This is a genomic window from Oxalobacteraceae sp. CFBP 8761, from assembly GCA_014841595.1.
Lineage (GTDB): Bacteria > Pseudomonadota > Gammaproteobacteria > Burkholderiales > Burkholderiaceae_D > Telluria.
On record JACYUE010000005.1, the window covers coordinates 234830 to 256982 of the forward strand.

The following is a 22153-nucleotide window of genomic DNA, read 5'->3' on the forward strand; positions in this document are numbered from 1 at the left end:
GTTGTCTCGGTGTTTTTATGAAAGCGGCATCGTACACCGAGACCATGCTTGGCGTCAGCGGCGCCGGCCCTCATGGTGCTTGCCACCCTTGCCGCCACTCTTTCCACCGTGCCGCTGCCGGGCCGCCGCGTTCTGCTGCTGCAGCAGCGCATCGACGCGCTCGGACGCTTCGCGCGCCAGCTCCTGCGCCAGCGAGATGCTCGGGAAGTACTCGGGCGCCCGGTACCCCAGCCACGCGTAGGCCGAATACACGCGGCACTGGTCCTCGACCTCTTGCAGGTTCATGTAGAACAGCTGCTGCGGATTGCTGTGCCCATGCAGCTTGACGACGATCTTCTTGGCCAGCGACAAGCACCAGTGCTCCCACGCCTTCTGCAGCGCCGGCACGCGGCTCGAGATCGGCACCAGGGAGAGCATGAACTTCTCGGCCACCGACAGCGGCAGCGTGTCGAGCCACTCGGCGCGCTCGTTCTGGTCTTCGGTGATGCGCGGGTAGAAGAAGCCGTCCGGCACGTCGATATTGTGGACAAACCGCTTGAGCAGCTTGACCAGCGAGGTCTCGCCCGTCACCGACGAAATGCGGTGCAGCTGCTCGAGCGACGGCGCCACGGCGAAACCGCTGGTCGCCACGGCCGGAATTTTTTCTTTCATCAGCGAGCGCATGACCTGGTGCGTCTCGTCGTCGTAGCCGACGACGAAGCCTTCGTCGTGCACGCCGTAGCGCCCTGCCCGGCCCGCGATCTGCTTGGCCAGCGCAGCGGAGATTTCTTCTTCTTCCACGCCGTTGTACTTGACCGTGGTCGTCATCACGATGCGCGCAATCGGCATGTTCAGCCCCATCGCCAGTGCATCGGTACCAACCACGATATCGGCCTGGCCGTCGCGGAAGCGCTCGGCCTGCGCGCGGCGCACCTCGGGCGACAGGTTGCCGTAGACGGTGGCCACCGACAGCCCCTTGTCGGTGATCATGTCGCGCCACTTGAGCACCTCGCGGCGCGAGAACGCGATCACGGCGTCGCCGCGGCGCAGGTTCGACAGCTTGCGCACCGCCATCGGTTCCATCTCCAGAGGCCCCATCCGCTTGAGCACATGCACTTCGAGCGGCACATCGAGCCGCTCGGCCAGCGCCTCGATCGCGCGCCGCGCTTCCGGCGCGCCGACCAGGTACACGACCGACGCCGGCGCGCCGCACACGGCAGCAGTCCAGGCGGCGCCGCGGTCGCGGTCGGCCAGCATCTGGATCTCGTCGATCACGGCCACATCGATCGGCGTTTTCGAGTCGAGCATTTCGACGGTGCTGGCGACGTGCGTCGCGCCCTCGACCAGGCGCCGTTCTTCACCCGTGATCAGGCTGACCTTGATCGCTTCACCGTGCGGGCGCGCAGCCTGCAGGCGCTCGTAGTTTTCCAGGGCCAGCAGGCGCAGCGGCGCGAGGTACACGCCGCTCGGCGCCTTGGCCAGCGCTTCCATCGCGCGGTGCGTCTTGCCCGAGTTGGTGGGGCCCAAGAGCGCGATGAACTTGCGGCCCATGCGGCTGGCGACGTCGAACGAGCGCGGGTACTCGGCCAGGTTGATGCTTTCCTTGGTGCGCGCCGCGTGGCGCTCTTCGGCGTCGCGCTCGATCGCGTGGGTCAGGCGCTGCGAAATCCGCTGGAACACGTACTCGGCCGGCTCGGACGTTTGCAGCTCATCCAGCACATCGAGAAACAGCATCGGGTCGTAGCCGGCATCGTCAGCGTCGCCCGCCAGGTCGCGCACGAATTCCTCGGCGTCCTGATGCAGGCGCGCGAGATCGGCGTCACCGGTGCGCTCTTCGATCAGCGCGCGCCGCCCGGCCGCGTCCAGCTTGCGCCACTTGCTCGGCTTGGCCAGCACGCCGCGCGACGGCACCAGGCGGTACGGCACGTGCAAGCCTTCGTAGCGCACCACGCCCGAGAAGCGCAGAAACACGCGGCCTTCCAGTTTGACCAGTTCGATGCCGCGCGCGGCCAGGTCAAGTGTGCGCTCGAGCGCGGCGTCGTCTTCGGGAATATCGGCGGGGGTGTCGTTCGGGAGAATGCTCATGGCTGGCTGCGCAAAAATCGGTTGCCGCTACTATATCGCGGATGCGAATCACGCACGGCCACTGGCCAATTTCCTGTCGCGCTACCAGCCGCCGTCGCGTTACAGCACCGCCGTGTAGATGGTTTTGCCAGCCAGGCCCATCATGAACAACCCGAATCCCCGGCGCAGCACCAATGTCGGCAGTGCCGCCGCCGCCCACACGCCGAACCTGGACGCCACCACCGCACACACGCTCATCACCAGCAGCGCATGCAGGTCGATATAGCCCCAGCGCCAGTCGTGCGGTGCGCCGGCAGTCACGCCGAAGCCGATCATCGCGCCCAGCGAGATGGGCAGGATGACGCCGGTGGCGGTGCCGATCGCACGGCGAATCGGTAATCCGACGTGGGTCAGGAAGAACGTGATGACCGAAGCGCCCCCCATTCCCGCCAACGAATACGCCACGCCTGACACTACGCCAGCGGCCACCCGGAAGCGCACGAAGGCCACCGACACCATCCCGTCATGCTCGCGCTGGATCAGCAACTTGAACCCGAAATAGGCCAGCATCAGCGCCAGGCCAAGCGCAAGCCAGACGCCCGGTATGCGCGTTGCCACCAGGGCGCCTGCCGTCGCCCCCAGGCCTGCCGGAATGAACAGTTTCTTCAGCCAGACAAAATCGACATTGCCACGTTCACAGTGACTCAGAAATGACGCCATGCCGGTGAATGCCATGGTGGCGAGTGAAGTACCGAATGCGAGGCGAATTGCCTCGTTATTCTCCATGCCGCCACTTTGATACAGATACATCAGCACTGGAATAACAATCGCGCCACCGCCAATGCCGAATATCCCTGCCATAAAACCTGCGGCAACGCCCGCTGCGATCAGATTGAATAACATGGGCACTTTTCATTTGAACGAACGGGAATGCGTCTGCATGAACGCACGCGTTAAAGCGTGCCGCCAATTTGAACTTTATTCAATATAATCAGACTGCTGAAGCCAGACTATATTAGCATCGCGACGAACGTTATTCCATTTCCTCCGCATATCAGCCAAATATATAAATTACATGCTTCGAGCATTATTTAATATTATGAGAGATTATATTCAGCAAGAATCAAGCGTCCAGAGTCGAATGCCGCACCCGTGCTGCAACGGCGGTCTTTGATAACGAGAGCGAAGGAAGGAACGGGGACATACGACCCGGCACAGAGGATCGTCGCGCAGGGAGCACGACGGCTGCGGGGTCAAGGGAGGGGTTCCGCCGACATTGCTGCGGCGGTGTATGAGACGGTGCGACCTGCCTTCGCCGGCACGTGATGGCCGGCTGAAGGCAGTTTGGGGCAGCTTACGCCGCCACGCCCGCGTTGTGCGCCTGCTGGTCGGCGTGATACGACGAACGCACCATCGCACCGACCGCTGCGTGCACGAAGCCCATCTCGTAGGCTTTTTCTTCGAACATCTTGAAGACATCCGGGTGCACGTAGCGGCGCACCGGCAGGTGCGAATTGGTCGGCGCCAGGTACTGGCCGATCGTGAGCATGTCGATGTCGTGATCGCGCATGTCCTGCATCACCTGCAGGATTTCTTCATCGGTCTCGCCCAGGCCGACCATGATGCCCGACTTGGTGACCGCGCTCGGGTACATCTTCTTGAAGTCGCGCAGCAGCACCAGCGAGTGCGTGTAGTCGGCGCCCGGACGGGCTTCCTTGTACAGGCGCGGCACGGTTTCCAGGTTGTGGTTCATCACGTCGGGCAGGCCGTCGGCGAAGATGTTCAGTGCTTTCTCGAGGCGGCCGCGGAAGTCGGGCACCAGCACTTCGATCTTGGTGCCCGGGCTCGAGGCGCGCGTTTTCTGGATGCACTCGACAAAGTGGCCGGCGCCGCCGTCACGCAGGTCGTCGCGGTCGACCGACGTGATCACGACGTACGACAGGCGCAGCGCAGCGATGGTCTTGGCCAGGTTGGCCGGCTCGTTGATGTCGAGCGGGTCAGGACGACCGTGGCCGACGTCGCAGAACGGGCAGCGGCGGGTGCACTTGTCGCCCATGATCATGAACGTCGCGGTGCCCTTGCCGAAGCATTCGCCGATGTTCGGGCAGCTCGCTTCTTCGCACACGGTCACCAGGTTGTTGGCGCGCAGGATGTCCTTGATTTCGTAGAAGCGCGACGAGGCGGTGGCCGCCTTGACGCGGATCCAGTCGGGCTTTTTCAGGCGTTCCATCTCGGCGATCGGCACGATCTTGATCGGGATGCGCGAGGTCTTGCTGGCGCCTTTTTGCTTTTCGCTGGCGTTGTAGGCGGCTGCGGCGGCGACGCCGGTATCGATTTCGGAAGTCATAGGCTCGTTGCCCTCGCGGGGCTGTCAGTTGATTTGTTCGGGTCTGGCTGGACGCCCTCGGGTGCCAGCTGATCGACCAGGGCCTGGGCCAGCGCCCGCTGTACATCGTGCAGCGGCGCCTCGACGCCCATCGTGCGCATATCGACTGTGACCAGTCCGGAGTAACCGCACGGATTGATCCAGGTGAACGGGGCCAGGTCCATCGCCACGTTCAGCGATACGCCATGGTAGGTGCAACCATTGCCGCGTACTTTCAGGCCCAGCGCAGCGATCTTGGCGCCTTTGCGCGGACCGTCTGCGATATAGATGCCGGGTGCACCGGCAACGCGCTCACCGCCAAGATTATACGCCCCTAACACATCGATCACCGCCTGTTCGATTTTTTCCACAAACTGGCGCGCGTACAGCTTGCCGCCCGGCTTGTTGCGGCGCAGGTCCATTAACAGATAGATCACGACCTGGCCCGGGCCATGGAAGGTCACTTCGCCGCCACGGTCGGTCTGGATGACCGGGATGTCGTGCGGGGCCAGCACGTGTTCGCGGTCGGCGCCCAGGCCCAGCGTAAACACGGGCGGATGCTCGACGATCCACAGCTCGTCGCGCGATTCGGGCGTGCGCGCATCGGTGAAGGCGCGCATCGCGGCGAAGGTGGGCTCGTAATCGGCCTGGCCGAGGTCACGAATCAGGGTGGAGGTCGCTGACATCTGGGGCAAACGCCGTTACAGGACCATCTTGACCATCGGATGCGTCGACAGCGTGCGGTACACCTCGTCGAGCATTTCGCGGCTGGTGGCGCGGATGGTCACGGTCAGGCCCGTGTAGTTGCCCTTGGTTGATGGCCGGGTTTCCAGCTTGCTCTCGTCGAAGGTGGGATCGAGCTGGGTCACCAGCGCCACGATGGTCGGGGCGAAGTCGATGTGGCTCGCGCCCATCACCTTGATCGGGAAGTCGCTCGGGTATTCGATGAGGGAATCTTTGGGGTCCATGGCTGTAATCCTGTGCAAAAGCGCATTGTAGCCAATACCGGCGGTTTCGCCCTGAGGGTGGGCTGAAAACCGCCGGTTTCAGTCAGCGCTCCACGCGCGACACGCCGCGCGCATCGGTGTTGGCGCGCTGGTCGTTATTGCGCTGCGCCGGGGTAAAGGCGGGCGCCGACGGCTGCGGACGCGGCGCCGGCGGGGCCACCATCTGCGGCGGCGCGGCGGGCCGCTGCGGTGCGTTCAGCATCGGAGCAGGCTCGGGACGCGGCTGTGGGCGAGGTTCGGGACGCGATTCCGGCCGCGGGTCTGGTCGTGGCTCCGGCCGCGCAAACGCCGGCGCGCTGGTCGACATGACCGGCTGCCGCTGAATACGTTCGGCCTGCTCGCGCATGCGCTCGCGCCCTAATCGCTCACGGTCGTTGCGCTCGACCTGGAAGCGCATGCGGTCCATCTGGTTGCGGTTCTCGAATTCACGGCCCATGCGTTCGCGCTCGCCCTGCTCACGCAGCGCCCGCTCTTGCCCCTCCATGCGCTCGCGCGCCAGTCGCTCGCCGTTATTGCGTTCGCGCGTGAGCCGTTCCTGCTCACCGCGTTCGCGCGCCTGCTGCTCGAACTGCATGCGCTCGAGGGCTGGGCGCTCGAGGCCTGGGCGCTCGATGGCGGTACGCCCGACGCCGGTCTGCCCGACATTTGCACGCTCGAGCAGGTCGCGCCGGTCGCGGTTCCAGCCGGCGCGCGCCACCAGTGGCGGCGGCGGCGCGCTGCCCGGCGTGCCCGGCGCCAGCTGCTCCGGACGATTCGGGCGCGGCGCGCGCGGGACGATCACCGGACCGCGCCCGCCGAACTGCTCGCGCGGCACGACGGTCAGGCCATTGTAGCGACCTGGCTGCTGTTGCTCGCGGCGGGTGGCGTGGCGCCAGTCGTTCAGGCGGCGCAGGCGCTCGCTCGACAGGCGATAGCCCGGCACGTAGCGGTCATACGGGCTGAGTGGATACCAGCCATGCGCCGCCAGGTTGTGCGACTGGAAGCCCACATTCCAGTTGCTGCCGCCGACCCAGCCGACCAGCGCCGGCGACCACACGGGGCGCCGCTCGAGACGGCCCGGCGCCCAGGCCCAGCGATTGCGCACCTGCACCCAGCGCCCGTAGTGGAAGGGCGCGTAACCCCACGGCGCATTGTCGACCCAGGTCCAGCCCCACGGGGCGATGAAGGTCCAGCTGCCGTCGCGGTAGGGCGTCCAGTCGGCGGCCACCTGCGGGGTCCACAGGCTGCCGTAGTCCGAACTCGTGCTCCAGCTGCCGTAGCGGTCGAGTTCTTCGTAGCCGGTCATCTCCGTGCCGATATGGCGCGAGGATTGCGCTGCCACGAGGGCCTGGTCGCGCGTGAGCGACCAGTCGTCGAAGTTGTCGCGCTGCGCCTGCAGCGTGCGCACATCCTCATCGCGCACCTGGGCCGCGCGCCCGCCACGCACGGTCAGGCTGGCGCCGGCGCCGTCGACCTGTGCTTCGCCATCGAGCACACTGACCAGGCTCGTATCGCGTTCACGCTCGGCGTCCACGCGCAGGCGTCCCGGCTGCGTCAGGCGCACGGTGGCCTGCGCCGTGCGCAGTTCGAATTCGGGCACGACGTCGACGTTCATCACGCGCACGCTGACGCTGCCGTAATGCAGGCGCAGGCGCAGGCTGTCATCGTCCAGTTCCGTGACCTCGAGCGAGCTGTCGCTGTCGAGCCGGATGGCGGTGGAGCCGATCCGCAGCTCGGTGCGCGCGCCGGGCGCGGTGGAGATCAGGTTGCGCGACGTGATCGGCCAGTTCAGTTGCGCCGGGGACGATTCGGCGCCGACGTCGCCACCGATGTCGACCTTGCCCTGGACCAGCGAGATGCGCCCGGCCCGGCCCGGAGCCTCGGCCAGTTGCGTGTCGTCCAGCACCTGGCCCTGTTCGAGCGCGTCGGTCTGCAGTACCGTTTGCGCCGGTACAGACGTGGAAAACGCCGCCAGTACGAGCAATGCGGCGGTCGGGGCGAAACGATGGGTCATGGTGGTGCTCCGGAGGGGGAACGCAGACGGAAGGGTACAAACGCATTACAACGCGCGCCCGCTGACGGGGCAACGCGGCTTACAAACAGTTGCATCTGCCGGCAGACCGGCGCGTCAGCCCGGCTGGCGCTTGACGAAAAACAGCATCGAGCCGATCACCACCAGCACCGCACCGAACACGCGGTTCTGCAGTTTCATGTGGCGCGGATCGCGCATGTAGCGCTGCATCGAGGCGGCCAGCGCCGCGTAGCAATGCATGACGACCGAATCGATGACGACCATCGTCACGCCCAGGATCGCCAGTTGCGTGAGCAGCGGGGCGTCTTTCGAGATGAACTGCGGCAGCACCGCGACCATGAAGATGATGCCCTTCGGGTTGGTGGTGTTGGTCAGGAAGCCCGTCAGCACGCGGCGGCCGAACGGCGGGTGTGCTTCCAGGCCGACGGTCGATGCGGCGGGGCCGGGCGCAGGCGCGGCGCGCCACTGGCTCACGCCCAGGTAGATCAGGTACAGCGCGCCGACCACCTTGACGATCGTGAAGGCGACCGAGGACGCCAGCAGCAGCGAGCCGACACCGGCACCGGCGATGATCAACACCAGTATCAGGCCGAGTTGCAGGCCCAGTACCGTGGCGCTGGCTTTCTTGAGGCCATAGGCCAGGCCGTGCGACATCGACAGCACCGCGCCGGAACCGGGCGAAATGGCGATCAGGGAACCGGCGATGACGAAGGCGATCCAGGTGGCGAAGCTCATGGTGGCAGGTAGAAAATGGGGAACAGCGGGGAGGGTGGACGACGGGATGTTACTGCATCAGCCTCGCGCGCGCGACCCGCACAGGGGCCGCGGCACAAGGCCGTGGAATGGTGCTTACTTCTTTTTGGTCGGGTTGACCGATGCTTTCAGGGTCGCGCCAGCCGAGAAACGCGGGCTCTTCGACGCCGCGATCTTGATCACTTCGCCGGTGGCAGGATTGCGGCCCTTGCGTGCAGCGCGCTTCGTCACCGAGAAGGTGCCAAAGCCGGTGATGCCGACCGTGTCGCCTTTTTTGAGGCGCTCGGTGATGATCTCGATGATCGTGTTCACGGCCACGCCAGCGGCAGCACCGGACATCTCGGTACGCTTCGCGAATTCTGCGATCAGTTCGCCTTTTTTCATAAATCCCTCCGGGGTTAAAAGAGCGGGAAGATTAGCATAAATATTGCCAAGTGCAATGCCGCGCCAGGAGGGAAATCTGAAAGGAAGCCTTATGCGACGCCGGTTTCGCCGATCGGGCCGTTCAAACGGTTACGCAGCGCGGCGTTGATCAGGGTCTGGTATCCGGTGCCGCAACGCTCGGACAGGGTGCGAAATTCGTTGAGTACTTCGTCGTCGAGATAGATGGTGATGCGGGTCTTGCGCTTGGGAGGACGGACACGGCGAACGGGAGCGGCGGCCTGGATCGAATCGGTGTTCATGGGATCTCCTTCGTGATGGGGGACGAGGCTGCAGCACCGCAACCTTCAGCATGGACGATACGTACAACGCACCCGGCACGCGCGGCAAAAGCGACGAGATGCAGATTGGCGGGGTTGAAACGCAAAAAGCGGCGCTGAACCGTGTAGGTACTTTACGGCGCCTCGGTTACTATCATTGCAACTTAATTTTGAAGGAGCACGACCCATGGCTGGAGCAAGTTTACTGACCTTACTGGACGATATCGCCGCCGTCCTCGACGACGTTGCCGTGATGAGCAAGGTCGCCGCAAAAAAAACCGCCGGCGTCCTGGGCGACGACCTGGCGCTCAATGCGCAGCAGGTCACGGGTGTGCGCGCCGATCGCGAACTGCCCGTGGTCTGGGCGGTGGCCAAAGGCTCGTTCGTCAACAAGGCAATCCTGGTGCCGGCCGCGCTGGCCATCTCGGTGTTCCTGCCGTGGCTCATCACGCCGCTGCTGATGATCGGCGGTGCGTTCCTGTGCTTCGAGGGCGCCGAAAAACTCGCGCACAAATTCCTGCACAGCACTGAGGAAGATGCGCAGCACAAGGCCGCGCACGTGGCGGCGGTGGCCAATACCGAGGTCGATCTGGTCGCGCTGGAAAAGGAAAAGATCAAGGGTGCCGTGCGCACCGACTTCATCCTGTCGGCCGAGATCATCGTGATCTCGCTAGGCACCCTGGTAGGCGTCGCCTTCGGCCAGCAGGTTGCCGTGCTGGTGGCGATCGCCATCCTGATGACGATCGGCGTGTACGGCCTGGTGGCGGCCATCGTCAAGATGGATGACGCCGGTCTGCACCTGAGCAAGAGCCAGAACGGCGCCGCGCGCGGCCTGGGCAAGGGCTTGCTGGCGTTTGCGCCGCGCCTGATGAAGGTGCTGTCGGTGGTCGGTACCGCCGCGATGTTCATGGTCGGCGGCGGCATCATCGCCCACGCCATCCCTGCCGTGCACCACTTCGCGCAAAGCATGGCCGCCAGCGTGGCCGACGTACCGGCGGTCGGCGGCGTGCTGGCGTTCCTGGTCCCGACCCTGATCGACGCGCTCGTTGGCGTGCTCGTGGGCGCGATCATCGTCGCCGTGGTGACGCTGATCCAGCGCATGCGGGGCAAGAAAGGCTGACGTGCTGGCGCAGCTGCGGGCATTGATGCAACCGCCGGCCGGCATGGCGTTCGACTTCAGCCAGCCGGCCGGCGAACCGGCGCTCGCACCGGCCGGCGGCATCACCTGGCAGGTGTTCGCCAACCCGGTCGCGCTGTTCGTCGGCGGGGTGACGGCAGTGCTGCTCGAACTGGCCGAACCCTCGGTGCGCACCGGCGTGTGGGATCACAGCAGCTTTCAGCGCGACCCGGGCCTGCGCCTGCGCCGCACCGGCTTTGCCGCGATGATGACGGTGTACGGCCCCCGCTCGGCGGCCGAACAACTGATCGCAAACGTGGTGCGCATCCACCGCCACGTGCAGGGCACGACACCGGCCGGCGTGCCGTACCACGCGAACGATCCACGCCTGCTCGACTGGGTCCAGGCCACGGCCACCTTCGGCTTTACCGAGGCGTATCACCGCTACGCGCGCCGCCTGTCAGCGCTTGAGAAGGATGCGGCGTTCGCGGAAGCGCAGCCTGCGGCGCGGTTGTATGGCGCGACGGGTGCGCCGCGCTCGTGGCGCGAGTGGGAAGGTACGCTCGCCAGCACTGCGCCTGGCCTGGAAGGGTCGGCCATCCTGGCCGATTTCATTCGGATCATGGGCGAGGCAACGATCCTGCCGGCGCCCCTGCGGCCGCTCCAGCGTTTGCTGGTACGCGCCGCCATCGAGATCACACCGGAGCCGGTGCGCTCATTGCCGCAACTTCGCGGCCATGGCCTGCGTTTGGGCGAGGCCACGCTGGTGCGGGCCCTGGCGCGCGGCGCCGGCTTGCTGCCACTGGGCGACACGCCACCGGCGCAGGCCACCCGGCGGCTGGCGATAGCCAGGCCGCACCACTAGTACACCATCACTTCGGCGGCTGATTACGCCGCAGGAACATCGAGCCCAGGGCCATGCCGACGGCAATCGACGTGTAGACCACACCCAGCGACTTGTTCGACAGGCGTTTCTGGTACCCCGGCTGCAATGGCCGTGGCGTGAGCTTGTGATCGGTGAAGGCGGCGAAGGCCGACGTTGCCGCTGCCGAGGCCAGGACGGCCGACGGGTTCTTCTGATCGAGCACGCCGCCCATCACACGCTCGAACACCAGTGCCCAGACCGTGGCGCTGGCATGGTGAATCAACAGACCAGGCACCGTGTAGCGCAGCGAGAAGCGGTCACGGAAGCTGGCCTTGCGACCGTGTACATAGTGACTGACAGCATTGGTTGCGGCATAGGGGCTGCCGGTTTCTTTCTTTGCGACCAGCGCCATGGCGACCGTCGAGACAATACTCGAGGCCGCACCGGAGACGAGTGCGCGCTGTATTACCGTATATTTCATACAATCCTCTTTTCGATCGCGTAAAGGGAACATCGGATGCGGATTCTGCTGACGGGTGCAAGCGGGTTTGTTGGGCAACACTTGTTGCAAGCGTTGCTGACCGAAGGCCACCACGTCGTCTGCGCGGTGCGTCATCCCGAAACGAGCGACGACCCGCGCCTCAGCTATATCCATGCTGATTTCACTAACGATAACAATAAATCAACCTGGCTGTCGCGCCTCTCGGGAATCGACGCCGTGATCAACACGGTCGGCATTTTTCGCGAGAGCGGCCGCCAGACGTTTGTCCGTCTGCACAAGGAAACGCCGCGCGCCCTGTTTGCCGCCTGCGCCGAATCGCACGATGTGCAGATGGTGGTCCAGCTGTCCGCGCTGGGCGCCGATGGCGAAGGCACCACGCCGTATCACGTGTCCAAGCGCGAGGCCGATGACTACCTCGCTTCACTGCCGCTACGCTCCTACATCGTCCAGCCGTCGCTCGTGTATGGCCGCGACGGCGGCAGCGCGCGCGCCATGCGCACGCTGGCCAGCATGCCATTCACGCTGCGCTTCGGCAGCAAGCCGCAGCTGGTGCAGCCGATCCACATCGACGATCTGGTAGCGGCCATCATCGGCCTGTTCAAGCACCGGCTGCCGATGGCACCGGACGGCGGCGCGACGATGCGCGTGCCGCTGGTGGGGCCGCAGGCGATGCCCTTCACCGAGTACCTGGCCACGCTGCGCCGCGCAATGGCGATGGGCCGCCAGCCGGTACTGCACTTGCCCGGGCCGGTGGCCCGCTTCGCGGCCGGCGTCGCCGGCCTGCTGCCAGGTTCGCTGCTGGATCGCGACGCCCTGAAAATGCTCGATCACGACAACAGCGCCGACGCGACGCTCACGGCCAACCTGATCGGCCATCCGCCACGGCCCGTCAGTGCCTTCATCCAGGACGCCGAGTGCGAGCGCGCGCGCGCCAAGCTTGGCTGGCTGCTGCCGGTCCTGCGCTACAGCATTGCCGCGGTCTGGATCATCACGGCGATCGTTTCGCTCGGCCTGTTCCCGATCGAGGACAGCCTCGCGCTACTGGCGCAGGCAGGCGTGCCGCCGGAGCTGCAACTGCCAGCGCTGTACGGCGCGGGGGGCCTGGATCTGCTGCTGGGACTGGGCACGCTGTTCCTGCCACGACGACGCTGGTTGTGGGTAACGCAGCTGGGCGTGGTGGCACTGTGCAGCGCCGTGATCGCCTTCACGCTGCCCCAGCTTCTGGTGCAGCCGTTCGGCCCCCTGGTCAAGAACCTGCCGCTGCTGGCGGCGCTCTGGCTGCTGTACCACCTCGACGAAAAATAACGATTTCAACTGACACAGGAGCACCCATGCAGGCTTACCAAATTCTTCACGGCGCCACCATCGACGGCTTGCAAGCCATCGAGTATCCGGTGCGCGACCTTGGCCTGGGCGAAGTGCGCATTCGCGTGCACGCCGTTGCGCTCAACTATCGCGACCTGATGGTCGCGGCCGGGAACTACCTGGTCTCGGTCGACGATCCGATCATCCCGTGCTCGGACGGCGCTGGCGAAGTGCTGGCTGTCGGCCCGGGCGTCACGCGCGTGCAGGTGGGCGACCGGGTGGCCGGTTCGTTCTTTCCGTTCTGGCACGAGGGCGGCCCGACGCCCGCCAAGATCCGCAATGGTCTGGGCGGCGACATCGACGGCATGCTGGCCGAAGAAGTCGTGCTGCACGAGGATGCGCTGGCGATTGTCCCGGCGGGCCTGAACTTCATCGAGGCGGCCACGATGCCTTGCGCAGCGGTCACCGCGTGGAATGCCATCTTCGTCTCGGGCAATCACGTCAAACCCGGCGACACCGTGCTGCTGCTGGGGACGGGCGGCGTGTCGATCCTGGGCCTGCAACTGGCGCGCGCCGCCGGCCTGCGCACCATTGTGACCTCGTCGAGCGACGACAAGCTGGCGCGCGCACGCGAACTGGGCGCGCATCACACGATCAACTACACCACGATCTCGGAATGGCAGGACGAAGTGCTGCACCTGACTCATGGCGTGGGCGCGCAGGTGGTGCTGGAAGTGGGCGGCCAGGGCACGGTGAACCGGTCGGTGGCGGCGGTGGCGATGGGCGGCACGGTGGCCGTCATCGGCGGCGTGAGCGGCTTTGGCGGCGAAGTCAATCCGGCGACGTTGCTGGCCAGCGCCAAGCGCCTGGTGGGCGTGCACGTGGGCAGCCGCGCGATGCTGGAAGACGTGATGCGCTTCGCCGACGCCAGCGGCGTCAAGCCGGTGATCGACCGCGTGTTCCCGTTCGGCCAGGCGCAGGACGCGTACCGCTATCTTGAATCCGGTGCGCACTTCGGCAAGGTCGTGATCGACGTGACCAAAGCCGCGTGATCAGCGGCGCAGGCGTGGCACCAGCTCGATCTCAAACAGCTTGGGCCACAGCTTGCCGGTGACGAACAGGCGCTTGCCTTTGTCGTCCCAGGCGATGCCGTTCAGGACGGCGTCGACGGAGGTCGTGCCGCGCGCTTCCGGCGGCAACAGGCCGGTCAGGTCGATCAGGCCGAGGACCTTGCCGCTGTCGGGATCGATGCGCAGGATAAGGTCGGTGCCCCAGACATTCGAATACAGCTCGCCGTTGACGAATTCGAGCTCGTTCAGGCGCGGCACCGGTTGGCCCTCGGCCGTGACCTGGATGCGGCGCAGCTCTTTCATCGTCTTCGGATCGAGGATGCGGATGGCGGCGCTGCCATCGCTCATGTACAGCTGCTTCGCATCGCCCGCCAGACCCCAGCCTTCGCCTTCGTACTTGAATTGCTGTTTGAGCTTGAAGGTCTTGAGGTCGAACACATAGCCGACCTGCGACTGCCAGGTCAGGCCGACCAGGGTATTGCCCACTGCGGTGGAGCCTTCGCCGAACACGTTGGCCGGCAGATCGGCCTTCTGCACCACCTTGCCCGTCTTGATGTCAACCTTGCGGATCGTCGAGTGGCCGATCTGGCCCGTGCTTTCGTACAGGTAGCCGTCGCGGTAGGACAGGCCCTGCGTGAAGGCTTGCGGATCGTGGGGGTAGGTGTTCTTGACAACGAAGCCATAGACCGGCGGCGCAGCGTGGGCGCTGCTGGCGACGACGAGGGCGGCGATGGCAAAGGTGGTGAGCTGTTTCAGCATGGCGGGTCGGGAAGAAAGCGGCAGGAGACTGTAGCACGAAGGCCGGGTGGCTGTTCGACAGGCTTGCTACACATACGCCAGCAGCCGTCCGCAGGCGATGACGCCGATCCAGAGCAGCAGCGACAGGGCCGCATGCAATCGGGCGCGCAGCGGCGCTTTGGCAAGCCAGCATGCGGCCGTGCGCCAGGGCCCGACGTGGAACGCCAGCGCATTGCCACCCGCCGCACCGATCAGCGCCAGCTTGAGGAGAAAGGCCCGGTTATCCAGCAGCTCGGGCTGGGTCGCGAACAGCAGCACGCCACTGGGTACGATCAGCAGCAGCGCGGCCCACGTCCAGGGCAGCAGGTGGCGCGCCAGCGCCTGTACCGGCAGCGCCTCAGCCGGCCGCGTACGCCCAACACCGAGCAGGCGCAGGTCGAACATGGCCACCGCGCCCACCAGCACCGTGAAACCCACAATGTGGACGATCTCGACGAGCGGGTACAACCAGGCGCCGTCGCGCAGCGCTTGCGCCGGTGGGGTCGATGCGAGCCACGCCGCCGCCGCGTGCGCGGCGCTCAGCGCAGCTCCGTGACCTTGTCGCCCACCGTGATGCGTTCGGCGCGCAGTTCGGCGGGCTTGGTGCGGTTGGGATAACCGACGACGGTGACGGTGCCGCCGACGGCCAGCATGGCCCTGGCCAGGCCACGGTTTTCCATCCGGCTGGGTGGCGCCAGCACGACGAGCCAGGTTTTGTCCGGCGTCTTGAGGCGGACGTAGCCGTGAGGCTGGCGGTAACCCGATTCCTCGATGGTCCCGGTCAGCTGCTGCGGGCGGGTGGCGTCGTACTCGCTCCAGCCATGGTGGGCGGCGGCGCTGGCGGACATGGCGAACAGCAGGGCGGCCAAAGCAGGTGTGCGTTTCATGGGCGACTCCGGTGAAGGTGACTCGACGAATGCAGCGCCAGCATATGCCTGCGACGGGGATTCGGGCGCACGGTTTCTGCACACGGGTGCGTGTACGATGTGCTGACACCAACGCATCAGGAGTAGGTCATGCTGATATGCCGTGCGGCCACCGCAGCCGATCTTGCGGTCTTCTGGCCGCTGCGCACACGGGCCGTGCGGGCCAGTTGCGCGGCGCACTATCCGGCGGTCGTGATCGAGACCTGGTCCGCCAGCGCCGCGCCGGCATCGTTGGCGGTACTGGTGAATCTTGGGAGCGCCGTGGTGGCGGAAAAAGACGGCGCGCTGGCAGGCTTCGCGGTGCTCGACCTGGCCAGCGGCGAAGTCGATGCGGTGTTTGTCGATCCGGCGCATCAGGGACGCGGGATCGCGCTGGACTTGCTGCGCTGGCTCGAGGAACTGGCGCAGGGGCGCGGCGTGCAACGCCTGTTCCTGTCGGCGTCGCTCAATGCGGTGGCGTTCTACGAGCGCGCCGGATTCTTACGGGTGCGCGACGAGGTGTATGCGCATCGCAGCGGGATCGGCATCGCGTCCGTGTTCATGCAAAAGATGCTGTCACCCGCATGCGATGGCGCAGCACCGCTCAAGTGAACGTAAACGTCGCCTCCTGAGCTGTTCCAGCATGACTGGTCGGGAAGAAGGCACCATCAGATCATGCAGGATGCGTGGACCTCGCCAGGTAGCGGTCTTACACTGGCCTGGTGATTACTGCCATCAAGGATATGGATGCAGAATTTTTTGAAGGCTCTGGGCATCGCTATTGCTGCTACCCTGCCTTGCGCCGCGGCGCGGGCGGCCTGCGAAGACTACACAAAGGAACTGCGCACGATGGTCAGCGCCGATCAGGCCCTGCGCTCCCGTCTCGACTTCAGCAAGATCAACACCCCGGCCCAGCAGAAAATCGGGGCGCACATGGCCGTGATCGACCGTGCCAACACGGCACGTCTGAAAGTCCTGTTTGCACAGTGCGGTTTTCCTGACGCCGAAAAGCACGGCGAGCGCGCCGAGCGCGATGCCTGGCTGCTGGTGCAGCATGCCGATCACGACAGGGCATTCCAGAAGCAGACGTTGGCCTTGCTCGAGAAGATCGCCGCAGAGCGGGGCGAACCGGTAGGGCGCAACTTTGCCTATCTGTCCGACCGCGTGGCGGTGGCCGAGCGCAGGCCGCAGCTGTATGGCACCCAACTGATGTCGCTGCCAGAGAAGCCGTGTGATGTTGACTTCGATCCGCTGGACGATCGCCAGAAAGTCGAAGCGCGCCGTGCTGCCCTGAATATGCCCCCACTCGATATCTACAAAGAGATGGTCGTCAAAAAAGCAAACTGTCAGGGGGATGTGCCGGAGACCAGGCCAGCGTCGCCATCACCACCGTGATTGGTGCACAGGCCGCAGTGCACGCAAGGGCGCCGCAAGACAAAAAAAAGGCCCACCGAAGTGGGCCAGTCTTGCGCTCGCATCAATCGATGAAAGTGAACGTCGCTTCCTGCGTCAGGCGCGACTTCGGCAAGCCCGCATTGAAATCAGCTGGCGACGAGTAACCGAAGCTCACCAGCACCAGGCTGGTCAAGCCCTTCTCGTTCAGGCCGAATTCAGCGTCGAGGATCTTCTGGTCGAAGCCTTCCATCGGCGTCGCATCGATCTCCAGTGTGGCCGCGCCGAGCAGCGCGGTGCCCAGCGCCAGATACACCTGTTTCTCGAGCCACTGGGCCACGTCCTTGGTGCCGTAGCGGTGCTGGTTGACATAGCCGCGGCGGGTGGCGTCCTGGCCGGCACGCGCCTGGGCATCGCGGAAGCGCCCGTCGCGCTCTTCCTGCTCCAGCAGCGCGTCCATGTGCGATTCGTCCATGTCGACGCGGGCGCACAGCACGATTACGTGTGACGCATCGTTGACCTTGGCGGCGTTGTAGACGTAGCCGCCCTGGGTTGCCTTGGCAATGCGCGCGCGGCCTTCGGGCGTGTTGGCGACGATGAAGTGCCATGGCTGCGAATTGACTGACGACGCGCTGTTACGCAGCAGGTCATACACTTTCTGCATCACGTCTTCGGGGATCCGACGCGCGCTATCGTAGGCTTTGGCGGTATGGCGCTTTTTGGCGGCCGACAGAATGTCCATGGTGTTCCTTTCGCTTTCGCTGGGTGATCGTGGGATTTTTCAACCCCACGATGGTAAGCGATTCCGGCGTCAGAAGTTTTCGAGGACGATTTTTCCGACCGCCTTGCCGCTTTCGATCAGCGCATGCGCGCGGCGCAGGTTATCAGCGGTGATCGCGCCGAAATGCTCGCCCAGGGTCGTCGTCAGGCGGCCATCGTCGACCATGTCGGCCACGCGGTTCAGCAGCTCGTGCTGGCGCACCATGTCGGGTGTGCCGAACAGCGAGCGCGTGAACATCAGCTCCCAGTGCAGCGAGATCGACTTGCGCTTAAGCGGCACTGCGTCGAGCGTGGCCGGATCGTCGATCAGCGCCAGCTGGCCCTGCGGCGCGAGCGCCTCGATGATGTCGGCATAGTGATGATCGGTGTGGGTCAGGCTGATGACGATGTCGACCTGGTCGAAGCCCAGTTCGACCAGCTGCGGCTGCATCGGGCGCGTGTGGTCGACGGTATGGTGCGCACCCAGTTTGGTGACCCATTCGCGCGTGGTATCGCGCGAGGCGCTGCCGATGACGGTCAGCCCCGTGAGCTGGCGCGCGAGCTGAATCAGGATCGAGCCAACACCGCCGGCCGCGCCGATGACCAGCAGCGACTTGCCAGCCCCGCCGCCTTCGGGCACGCGCAGGCGGTCGAACAGCAGCTCCCAGGCCGTGATCGACGTCAGGGGCAGGGCAGCCGCTTCGGCAAAGCCGAGCGTACGGGGCTTCTTGCCAACAATGCGCTCATCGACCGCCTGGAATTGGCTGTTGGAGCCGGGGCGAATAAGCGATCCGGCATAAAACACCTCATCGCCCGGCGCGAACAGCGTGACACTGTCGCCAACCGACTGCACGACACCACTGGCATCCCACCCAAGCACACGCGGCTCAGTCACCGCCACGCCAAGGCGGATCTTCGTATCCACTGGATTGACCGACACCGCGCGCACCTCAACCACTACATCATGCGGCCCCGCCACCGGCATCCCCAATTCCATTTCGACAAGCGCCTTCGGATCATCGATCGGCAACCCATTCTGCGTATAAACAATTGCTTTCATTTCTTCTCCTAAAAACAAACAATGAGGGTCAGAGTCGAATTGTTTGACAACTTCATTTAATCAATTTCTTATTAATTCGACTCTGACCCTAATTGATTGGCAAGACGTGCAGCCGAGCTCAGGGTTGAAGCAAGATTGGACGGAAATTGAATCAATTGCTCATTAATTCTACTCTGACCCTAATTGTTCAAGGCCGTAATTCGGCACAAAACCATGCCTACAAGATACTAATTTAAGTCAGGAAATTAATTCATCCCTGAGCACATAAAATTCAAAGAAAACAATTAGGGTCAGAGTCGAATTGTTTGTCAATTTTTGAAAATAAATTGAAAATTAATTCGACTCTGACCCTAATTAAAGCTGGCACACATTCAAGTGATTCAATACTGTTGACGCTGCAACATTTACTGGCTTGATATTGGGCTATTGCTCATTAATTCTACACTGACCCTCATTGTTGGGGGGTGAGGCGTTTGACGATGAGGCCGTTCTGGATGACGACGGCGGGGGCTTCCAGCAGGCGGACGTTGACGGTTGGGTCGCCTTCGACGGCGACCAGGTCGGCGTAGCGGCCAGGTTCGATGATGCCGACGTCTTTGCGTGCCAGTGCTTCGGCGGCGTTGATGGTGGCGCTCTGGATGGCTTGCAGCGGCGTCATGCCGTACTGGACCATGACGGCGAACTGCTTGCCGTTGCCGCCGTGCGGGTGGACGCCGGCGTCGGTGCCGAACACCATTTTCACGCCGGCTGCGTGCGCGCGCTTGAAGTTCTGACGCTGCAGTTCCGTCACTTCGCGGTCCTTGCGCAGATTGTCTTCCAGTACACCGTTCTTCTTGCCCTCAAGCGCCGTGTAGCTGCCGTTGTAGATATCCATCGACAGCCATGCGCCATGCTTCTTGGCCAGGGCGATGCCTTCGTCGTCGATCAGGCTGGCGTGTTCGATCGTGTTCACGCCGGCGCGGATGGCGTCCTTGATGCCGGCGGCGCCGTGCGCGTGCGCGGCGACCTGCAGGCCCCACTGGTGCGCTTCTTCGACGGCCGCGCGCAGTTCGGCGAGATTCATCTGCTGCTGGCCCGGCTCGGTGTTGCGCGAGAAGACGCCGCCCGTGGCGCACACCTTGATGACTTGCGCGCCGTACTTGCGCAGCGAGCGCACCGACTTGCGCACTTCGTCCGGACCGTCGGCGTTGTACGGGCCTTTCTGGTCCATCGATGGCGGGAAGTAGGTGCTGTCGCAGTGGCTGCCGGTCGGGCCGAACGACCAGGCGGCAGGGATGATGCGCGGGCCGCGCACCTTGCCGGCGGCGATCGCCTGGCCCAGGCCGACGTCGTTCCAGTCGGCTGCGCCCAGATTGCGCACCGTGGTAAAGCCCGCGTCGAGCGTCTTGCCCGCATGCGCCACGGCCAGCGCCGACCAGAAGCGGTCGTTGTATTCCAGGTTGCTGTAGCCGCCGTAGGTGGGGTCGGAGTCGAGGTGGACGTGCATGTCGATCAGGCCGGGCAGCAGCGTCATGCCGGGCAGGTCGATGCGCGTGGCGGCTTCGCCACCGGCCGCCGCGCCAGCTGCGCCGCCCACTCCACCTGCACCACCTGCGCCACCCGCGCGCCCGATGCTGACGACTTTGCCGTCGCGTACCAGGATCTCGGGCTTGTCGATCATGCGCCCGGTTTTCACGTCCAGCAGCCGCTCGGCGCTGATGATGACGTCGGCGGCGTGTACGCCGGACCAGCCCACGGTGGCCATGCACAGGGCCATCAGTTTCAGTGCCAAACGGTTCTTGCGGTTCAAGCCAGCTCCTCGAAAATTGAATGGACAAAATGCAACTTTACACCGCCATGCACCGTGTCCATCCACTTTTTTTGCAGCCTCACGCGTCGACCACGAGCAGCACCGCCAGCACCAGCATCACGGCGCCCGTGAGCGCCTCGATCACGCGCCATACCCCAGGGCGCGCCAGCGTCGATGCGAAGCGCCGCGCCCCCAGCCCGATCGCCGAGAACCACAGCGCCGACGCCGTGATCGCCCCCAGCGCAAACGAACTGCGCTCGCTCGCGGCCAGGCTGCTGCCGACCGCCCCGAGCAGCACGACGGTGTCCAGATACACGTGCGGATTGAGCAGCGACAGCGCCAGCACGGTTGCCAGCGCCGCGCCCAGCGTCTGCGCCTGCGCAGCTGCGTCGCCGGACAGGGTCGCGCCGCCACGCCAGCTGCTCGACCAGCAGCGCAGCCCGTACCAGACCAAAAACGCGGCGCCGCCGTAGCGCGCCAGCGGCATCAGGATCGGCGACGCTTCGATCAGCGCGCCCAGGCCACTGGTGCCGGCCGCGATCAGGATCGCATCGACGACGATGCAGGTCGCGACTGTCGGCAGTACGTGCCGGCCCCGCACTGCAGTGCGCAGCACGTGCGCGTTCTGGGCACCGATGCCCATGATGAGACCAGCGCCCAGCCCCAGCCCCTGAAGATAGATCTGTTGCGAGAACATGGCAGCCTCCTGGCGAAAGCCGCCACTATTCCAGCCCATGGACTCGACTTCAATTATATTCATGATTATTCAGGCCACGTAAGAAGCGCTAATCATGAAGCTCGACCCTCGCCGCAGCGCCGCCTTCCTGGCCGCCATTGACGCCGGCAGCCTGGAAGCCGCCGCCGCCCAGCTCAGAATCACGCCGTCGGCCGTCTCGCAGCGCATCTCGGCGCTGGAGCAGGACATGGGCACGCCGCTGCTGGTGCGCAGCCGGCCCTGCCGCCCCACCGCACCCGGCGCGCGGCTGCTGCAATACCTGCGCCGCTCCACGCTGCTCGAATCGGAGTTCCTGGCCGAGATGACGGGCGATCCGGGCCCGGCGCGCGTGACGCTGGCGGTCAACAACGACACGCTGGCGACCTGGCTGCTGCCCGTGCTGGCGCCGATCCTGATCGACGAACAGCTGCTGGTCGAATTCATCCTCGACAACCAGGGCCACACGTTTTCGCTGCTCGAAGGGGGGCATGCCGTGGCCTGCATCTCGGGCGAGCCGGAGCCGATGCGCGGCTGCAGCGCGAGCCTGCTCGGCGTGATGCGCTACCGGCTGGTGGCCTCGCCCGCGTTCGCGCAGCGCTGGTTCCCGGCCGGAATCACACGCGCCACCGCGCAGGTCGCGCCGCTGATGGTCTTCGATCGCAAGGATGCGATGCAGTCGTCGTTCCTGCTCACGCAATTCGGGCTGCCGGACGGCGCGTACCCGTTTCACTACGTGCCGTCCAGCGATGCGTTCGCGGAGGCAGTGCGCCTCGGGCTGGGCTACGGCATGCTGCCGCACGAGCAGTGCGCGGCGCTGCTGCAGAGCGGCGACCTGGTCGACCTGTCGCCCGCCATCGCGCACGACGTGCCGCTGTACTGGCACGCCTGGCGGATCCAGCCCCCGCGCCTCGAACGCATGGGCGCGGCGCTGCTCAAGGCCGCGCGCGCCGCGCTGCTGCCGCTTGCGCCGCATTGAAGAGCGCCGCAATAAAAAAAGGCCGGCTGCGCAAGCAGCCT

Annotated in this window: 25 protein-coding genes; 8 read left to right on the top strand and 17 right to left on the bottom strand. The window is 65.0% G+C overall.

The features are described 5' to 3' along the window. Positions 1-54 precede the first annotated feature (54 nt). The 9 genes from IFU00_22160 to IFU00_22200 form a co-directional block, all read right to left on the bottom strand. Positions 55-2064, bottom strand: a complete 2010-nt coding sequence (locus IFU00_22160; GenBank protein MBD8544986.1) for an RNA helicase — start codon at positions 2062-2064, stop codon at positions 55-57. A 99-nt stretch (positions 2065-2163) separates the two neighbouring features. Beyond that, positions 2164-2946, bottom strand: a complete 783-nt coding sequence (locus IFU00_22165) for a sulfite exporter TauE/SafE family protein (protein MBD8544987.1) — start codon at positions 2944-2946, stop codon at positions 2164-2166. 451 nt (positions 2947-3397) lie between these two features. Then, the gene (gene lipA / locus IFU00_22170; GenBank protein MBD8544988.1) at positions 3398-4390 is read right to left on the bottom strand and encodes a lipoyl synthase; all 993 of its coding nucleotides are present in this window, start codon (positions 4388-4390) and stop codon (positions 3398-3400) included. Continuing rightward, a complete protein-coding gene (gene lipB, locus IFU00_22175) occupies positions 4387-5094 on the bottom strand; it encodes a lipoyl(octanoyl) transferase LipB (GenBank protein ID MBD8544989.1) in 708 nt (235 codons plus the stop codon). Before lipB ends, lipA begins: the two co-directional genes overlap by 4 nt. 15 nt (positions 5095-5109) lie before the next feature. Next, a complete protein-coding gene (locus tag IFU00_22180; protein ID MBD8544990.1) occupies positions 5110-5376 on the bottom strand; it encodes a DUF493 family protein in 267 nt (88 codons plus the stop codon). A gap of 82 nt (positions 5377-5458) precedes the next feature. After that, the gene (locus IFU00_22185; GenBank protein MBD8544991.1) at positions 5459-7408 is read right to left on the bottom strand and encodes a FecR domain-containing protein; all 1950 of its coding nucleotides are present in this window, start codon (positions 7406-7408) and stop codon (positions 5459-5461) included. Between the two features lie 114 nt (positions 7409-7522). Further along, positions 7523-8161, bottom strand: coding sequence for a LysE family transporter (locus IFU00_22190; protein MBD8544992.1), 639 nt, complete (start codon positions 8159-8161; stop codon positions 7523-7525). 114 nt (positions 8162-8275) lie between these two features. Next, positions 8276-8563, bottom strand: a complete 288-nt coding sequence (locus tag IFU00_22195) for an HU family DNA-binding protein (GenBank protein MBD8544993.1) — start codon at positions 8561-8563, stop codon at positions 8276-8278. An 89-nt stretch (positions 8564-8652) separates the two neighbouring features. Beyond that, a complete protein-coding gene (locus tag IFU00_22200) occupies positions 8653-8862 on the bottom strand; it encodes a BrnA antitoxin family protein (protein ID MBD8544994.1) in 210 nt (69 codons plus the stop codon). A gap of 50 nt (positions 8863-8912) precedes the next feature. Between IFU00_22200 and IFU00_22205 the strand changes: the two genes are divergently transcribed. From IFU00_22205 to IFU00_22215, 3 genes are read left to right on the top strand one after another with little or no spacing between them, the layout of a single operon-like run. Further along, positions 8913-9089, top strand: a complete 177-nt coding sequence (locus IFU00_22205) for a hypothetical protein (protein ID MBD8544995.1) — start codon at positions 8913-8915, stop codon at positions 9087-9089. Next, positions 9068-10000, top strand: coding sequence for a DUF808 domain-containing protein (locus tag IFU00_22210; protein ID MBD8544996.1), 933 nt, complete (start codon positions 9068-9070; stop codon positions 9998-10000). Before IFU00_22205 ends, IFU00_22210 begins: the two co-directional genes overlap by 22 nt. A 1-nt stretch (position 10001) precedes the next feature. Then, a complete protein-coding gene (locus tag IFU00_22215) occupies positions 10002-10862 on the top strand; it encodes a DUF2236 domain-containing protein (protein ID MBD8544997.1) in 861 nt (286 codons plus the stop codon). A gap of 7 nt (positions 10863-10869) precedes the next feature. On the opposite strand, the gene IFU00_22220 is transcribed toward IFU00_22215, so the two are convergent. After that, positions 10870-11343: a hypothetical protein gene (locus IFU00_22220; protein ID MBD8544998.1), complete on the bottom strand. Its 474-nt coding sequence runs from the start codon at positions 11341-11343 to the stop codon at positions 10870-10872. Between the two features lie 36 nt (positions 11344-11379). Between IFU00_22220 and IFU00_22225 the strand changes: the two genes are divergently transcribed. Continuing rightward, entirely contained in the window at positions 11380-12669 is a 1290-nt protein-coding gene (locus IFU00_22225) for an SDR family oxidoreductase (GenBank protein MBD8544999.1), read from the top strand. 26 nt (positions 12670-12695) lie between these two features. Then, positions 12696-13721 (top strand): NAD(P)-dependent alcohol dehydrogenase, encoded by a 1026-nt coding sequence (locus tag IFU00_22230; protein ID MBD8545000.1) that lies wholly within the window; start codon positions 12696-12698, stop codon positions 13719-13721. On the opposite strand, the gene IFU00_22235 is transcribed toward IFU00_22230, so the two are convergent. The 3 genes from IFU00_22235 to IFU00_22245 form a co-directional block, all read right to left on the bottom strand. Then, positions 13722-14498 carry a glutaminyl-peptide cyclotransferase gene (locus tag IFU00_22235; protein MBD8545001.1) on the bottom strand — a complete coding sequence of 259 codons (777 nt, stop codon included), beginning with the start codon at positions 14496-14498 and terminating at the stop codon, positions 13722-13724. Positions 14499-14564: 66 nt separating this feature from the next. Further along, complete coding sequence (locus tag IFU00_22240; protein ID MBD8545002.1) at positions 14565-15002, bottom strand: hypothetical protein; 438 nt, start codon at positions 15000-15002, stop codon at positions 14565-14567. A gap of 53 nt (positions 15003-15055) precedes the next feature. Continuing rightward, positions 15056-15403 (bottom strand): hypothetical protein, encoded by a 348-nt coding sequence (locus tag IFU00_22245; protein MBD8545003.1) that lies wholly within the window; start codon positions 15401-15403, stop codon positions 15056-15058. Between the two features lie 129 nt (positions 15404-15532). Between IFU00_22245 and IFU00_22250 the strand changes: the two genes are divergently transcribed. Beyond that, on the top strand, positions 15533-16033 hold the full coding sequence (locus tag IFU00_22250; protein MBD8545004.1) for a GNAT family N-acetyltransferase: 501 nt from the start codon (positions 15533-15535) through the stop codon (positions 16031-16033). Between the two features lie 135 nt (positions 16034-16168). After that, positions 16169-16816: a hypothetical protein gene (locus tag IFU00_22255; protein ID MBD8545005.1), complete on the top strand. Its 648-nt coding sequence runs from the start codon at positions 16169-16171 to the stop codon at positions 16814-16816. A gap of 82 nt (positions 16817-16898) precedes the next feature. On the opposite strand, the gene nfsB is transcribed toward IFU00_22255, so the two are convergent. From nfsB to IFU00_22275, 4 genes are all read right to left on the bottom strand, one after another. Then, complete coding sequence (nfsB, locus tag IFU00_22260; protein ID MBD8545006.1) at positions 16899-17555, bottom strand: oxygen-insensitive NAD(P)H nitroreductase; 657 nt, start codon at positions 17553-17555, stop codon at positions 16899-16901. Between the two features lie 69 nt (positions 17556-17624). Beyond that, a complete protein-coding gene (locus IFU00_22265) occupies positions 17625-18632 on the bottom strand; it encodes a zinc-binding alcohol dehydrogenase family protein (protein MBD8545007.1) in 1008 nt (335 codons plus the stop codon). A 451-nt stretch (positions 18633-19083) separates the two neighbouring features. Beyond that, positions 19084-20388 carry an amidohydrolase family protein gene (locus IFU00_22270; GenBank protein ID MBD8545008.1) on the bottom strand — a complete coding sequence of 435 codons (1305 nt, stop codon included), beginning with the start codon at positions 20386-20388 and terminating at the stop codon, positions 19084-19086. 112 nt (positions 20389-20500) lie between these two features. Next, positions 20501-21118, bottom strand: coding sequence for an amino acid transporter (locus IFU00_22275; GenBank protein ID MBD8545009.1), 618 nt, complete (start codon positions 21116-21118; stop codon positions 20501-20503). A 94-nt stretch (positions 21119-21212) separates the two neighbouring features. Between IFU00_22275 and IFU00_22280 the strand changes: the two genes are divergently transcribed. After that, positions 21213-22112 carry a LysR family transcriptional regulator ArgP gene (locus IFU00_22280; protein ID MBD8545010.1) on the top strand — a complete coding sequence of 300 codons (900 nt, stop codon included), beginning with the start codon at positions 21213-21215 and terminating at the stop codon, positions 22110-22112. Positions 22113-22153: the final 41 nt, after the last annotated feature.

Bases quoted from the DNA above. Each gene is read 5' to 3' on its own strand.
- IFU00_22225 (MBD8544999.1), top strand. From the start codon at position 11,380: ATGCGGATTCTGCTGACGGGTGCAAGCGGGTTTGTTGGGCAACACTTG.
- lipA (MBD8544988.1), bottom strand. From the start codon at position 4,390: ATGACTTCCGAAATCGATACCGGCGTCGCCGCCGCAGCCGCCTACAAC.
- IFU00_22210 (MBD8544996.1), top strand. From the start codon at position 9,068: ATGGCTGGAGCAAGTTTACTGACCTTACTGGACGATATCGCCGCCGTC.
- IFU00_22280 (MBD8545010.1), top strand. From the start codon at position 21,213: ATGAAGCTCGACCCTCGCCGCAGCGCCGCCTTCCTGGCCGCCATTGAC.
- IFU00_22190 (MBD8544992.1), bottom strand. From the start codon at position 8,161: ATGAGCTTCGCCACCTGGATCGCCTTCGTCATCGCCGGTTCCCTGATC.
- nfsB (MBD8545006.1), bottom strand. From the start codon at position 17,555: ATGGACATTCTGTCGGCCGCCAAAAAGCGCCATACCGCCAAAGCCTAC.
- IFU00_22200 (MBD8544994.1), bottom strand. From the start codon at position 8,862: ATGAACACCGATTCGATCCAGGCCGCCGCTCCCGTTCGCCGTGTCCGT.
- IFU00_22275 (MBD8545009.1), bottom strand. From the start codon at position 21,118: ATGTTCTCGCAACAGATCTATCTTCAGGGGCTGGGGCTGGGCGCTGGT.
- IFU00_22270 (MBD8545008.1), bottom strand. From the start codon at position 20,388: ATGGCCCTGTGCATGGCCACCGTGGGCTGGTCCGGCGTACACGCCGCC.
- IFU00_22185 (MBD8544991.1), bottom strand. From the start codon at position 7,408: ATGACCCATCGTTTCGCCCCGACCGCCGCATTGCTCGTACTGGCGGCG.
- IFU00_22205 (MBD8544995.1), top strand. From the start codon at position 8,913: ATGGACGATACGTACAACGCACCCGGCACGCGCGGCAAAAGCGACGAG.
- IFU00_22235 (MBD8545001.1), bottom strand. From the start codon at position 14,498: ATGCTGAAACAGCTCACCACCTTTGCCATCGCCGCCCTCGTCGTCGCC.
- IFU00_22180 (MBD8544990.1), bottom strand. From the start codon at position 5,376: ATGGACCCCAAAGATTCCCTCATCGAATACCCGAGCGACTTCCCGATC.
- lipB (MBD8544989.1), bottom strand. From the start codon at position 5,094: ATGTCAGCGACCTCCACCCTGATTCGTGACCTCGGCCAGGCCGATTAC.
- IFU00_22195 (MBD8544993.1), bottom strand. From the start codon at position 8,563: ATGAAAAAAGGCGAACTGATCGCAGAATTCGCGAAGCGTACCGAGATG.
- IFU00_22245 (MBD8545003.1), bottom strand. From the start codon at position 15,403: ATGAAACGCACACCTGCTTTGGCCGCCCTGCTGTTCGCCATGTCCGCC.
- IFU00_22160 (MBD8544986.1), bottom strand. From the start codon at position 2,064: ATGAGCATTCTCCCGAACGACACCCCCGCCGATATTCCCGAAGACGAC.
- IFU00_22255 (MBD8545005.1), top strand. From the start codon at position 16,169: ATGCAGAATTTTTTGAAGGCTCTGGGCATCGCTATTGCTGCTACCCTG.
- IFU00_22165 (MBD8544987.1), bottom strand. From the start codon at position 2,946: ATGTTATTCAATCTGATCGCAGCGGGCGTTGCCGCAGGTTTTATGGCA.
- IFU00_22230 (MBD8545000.1), top strand. From the start codon at position 12,696: ATGCAGGCTTACCAAATTCTTCACGGCGCCACCATCGACGGCTTGCAA.
- IFU00_22220 (MBD8544998.1), bottom strand. From the start codon at position 11,343: ATGAAATATACGGTAATACAGCGCGCACTCGTCTCCGGTGCGGCCTCG.
- IFU00_22265 (MBD8545007.1), bottom strand. From the start codon at position 18,632: ATGAAAGCAATTGTTTATACGCAGAATGGGTTGCCGATCGATGATCCG.
- IFU00_22250 (MBD8545004.1), top strand. From the start codon at position 15,533: ATGCTGATATGCCGTGCGGCCACCGCAGCCGATCTTGCGGTCTTCTGG.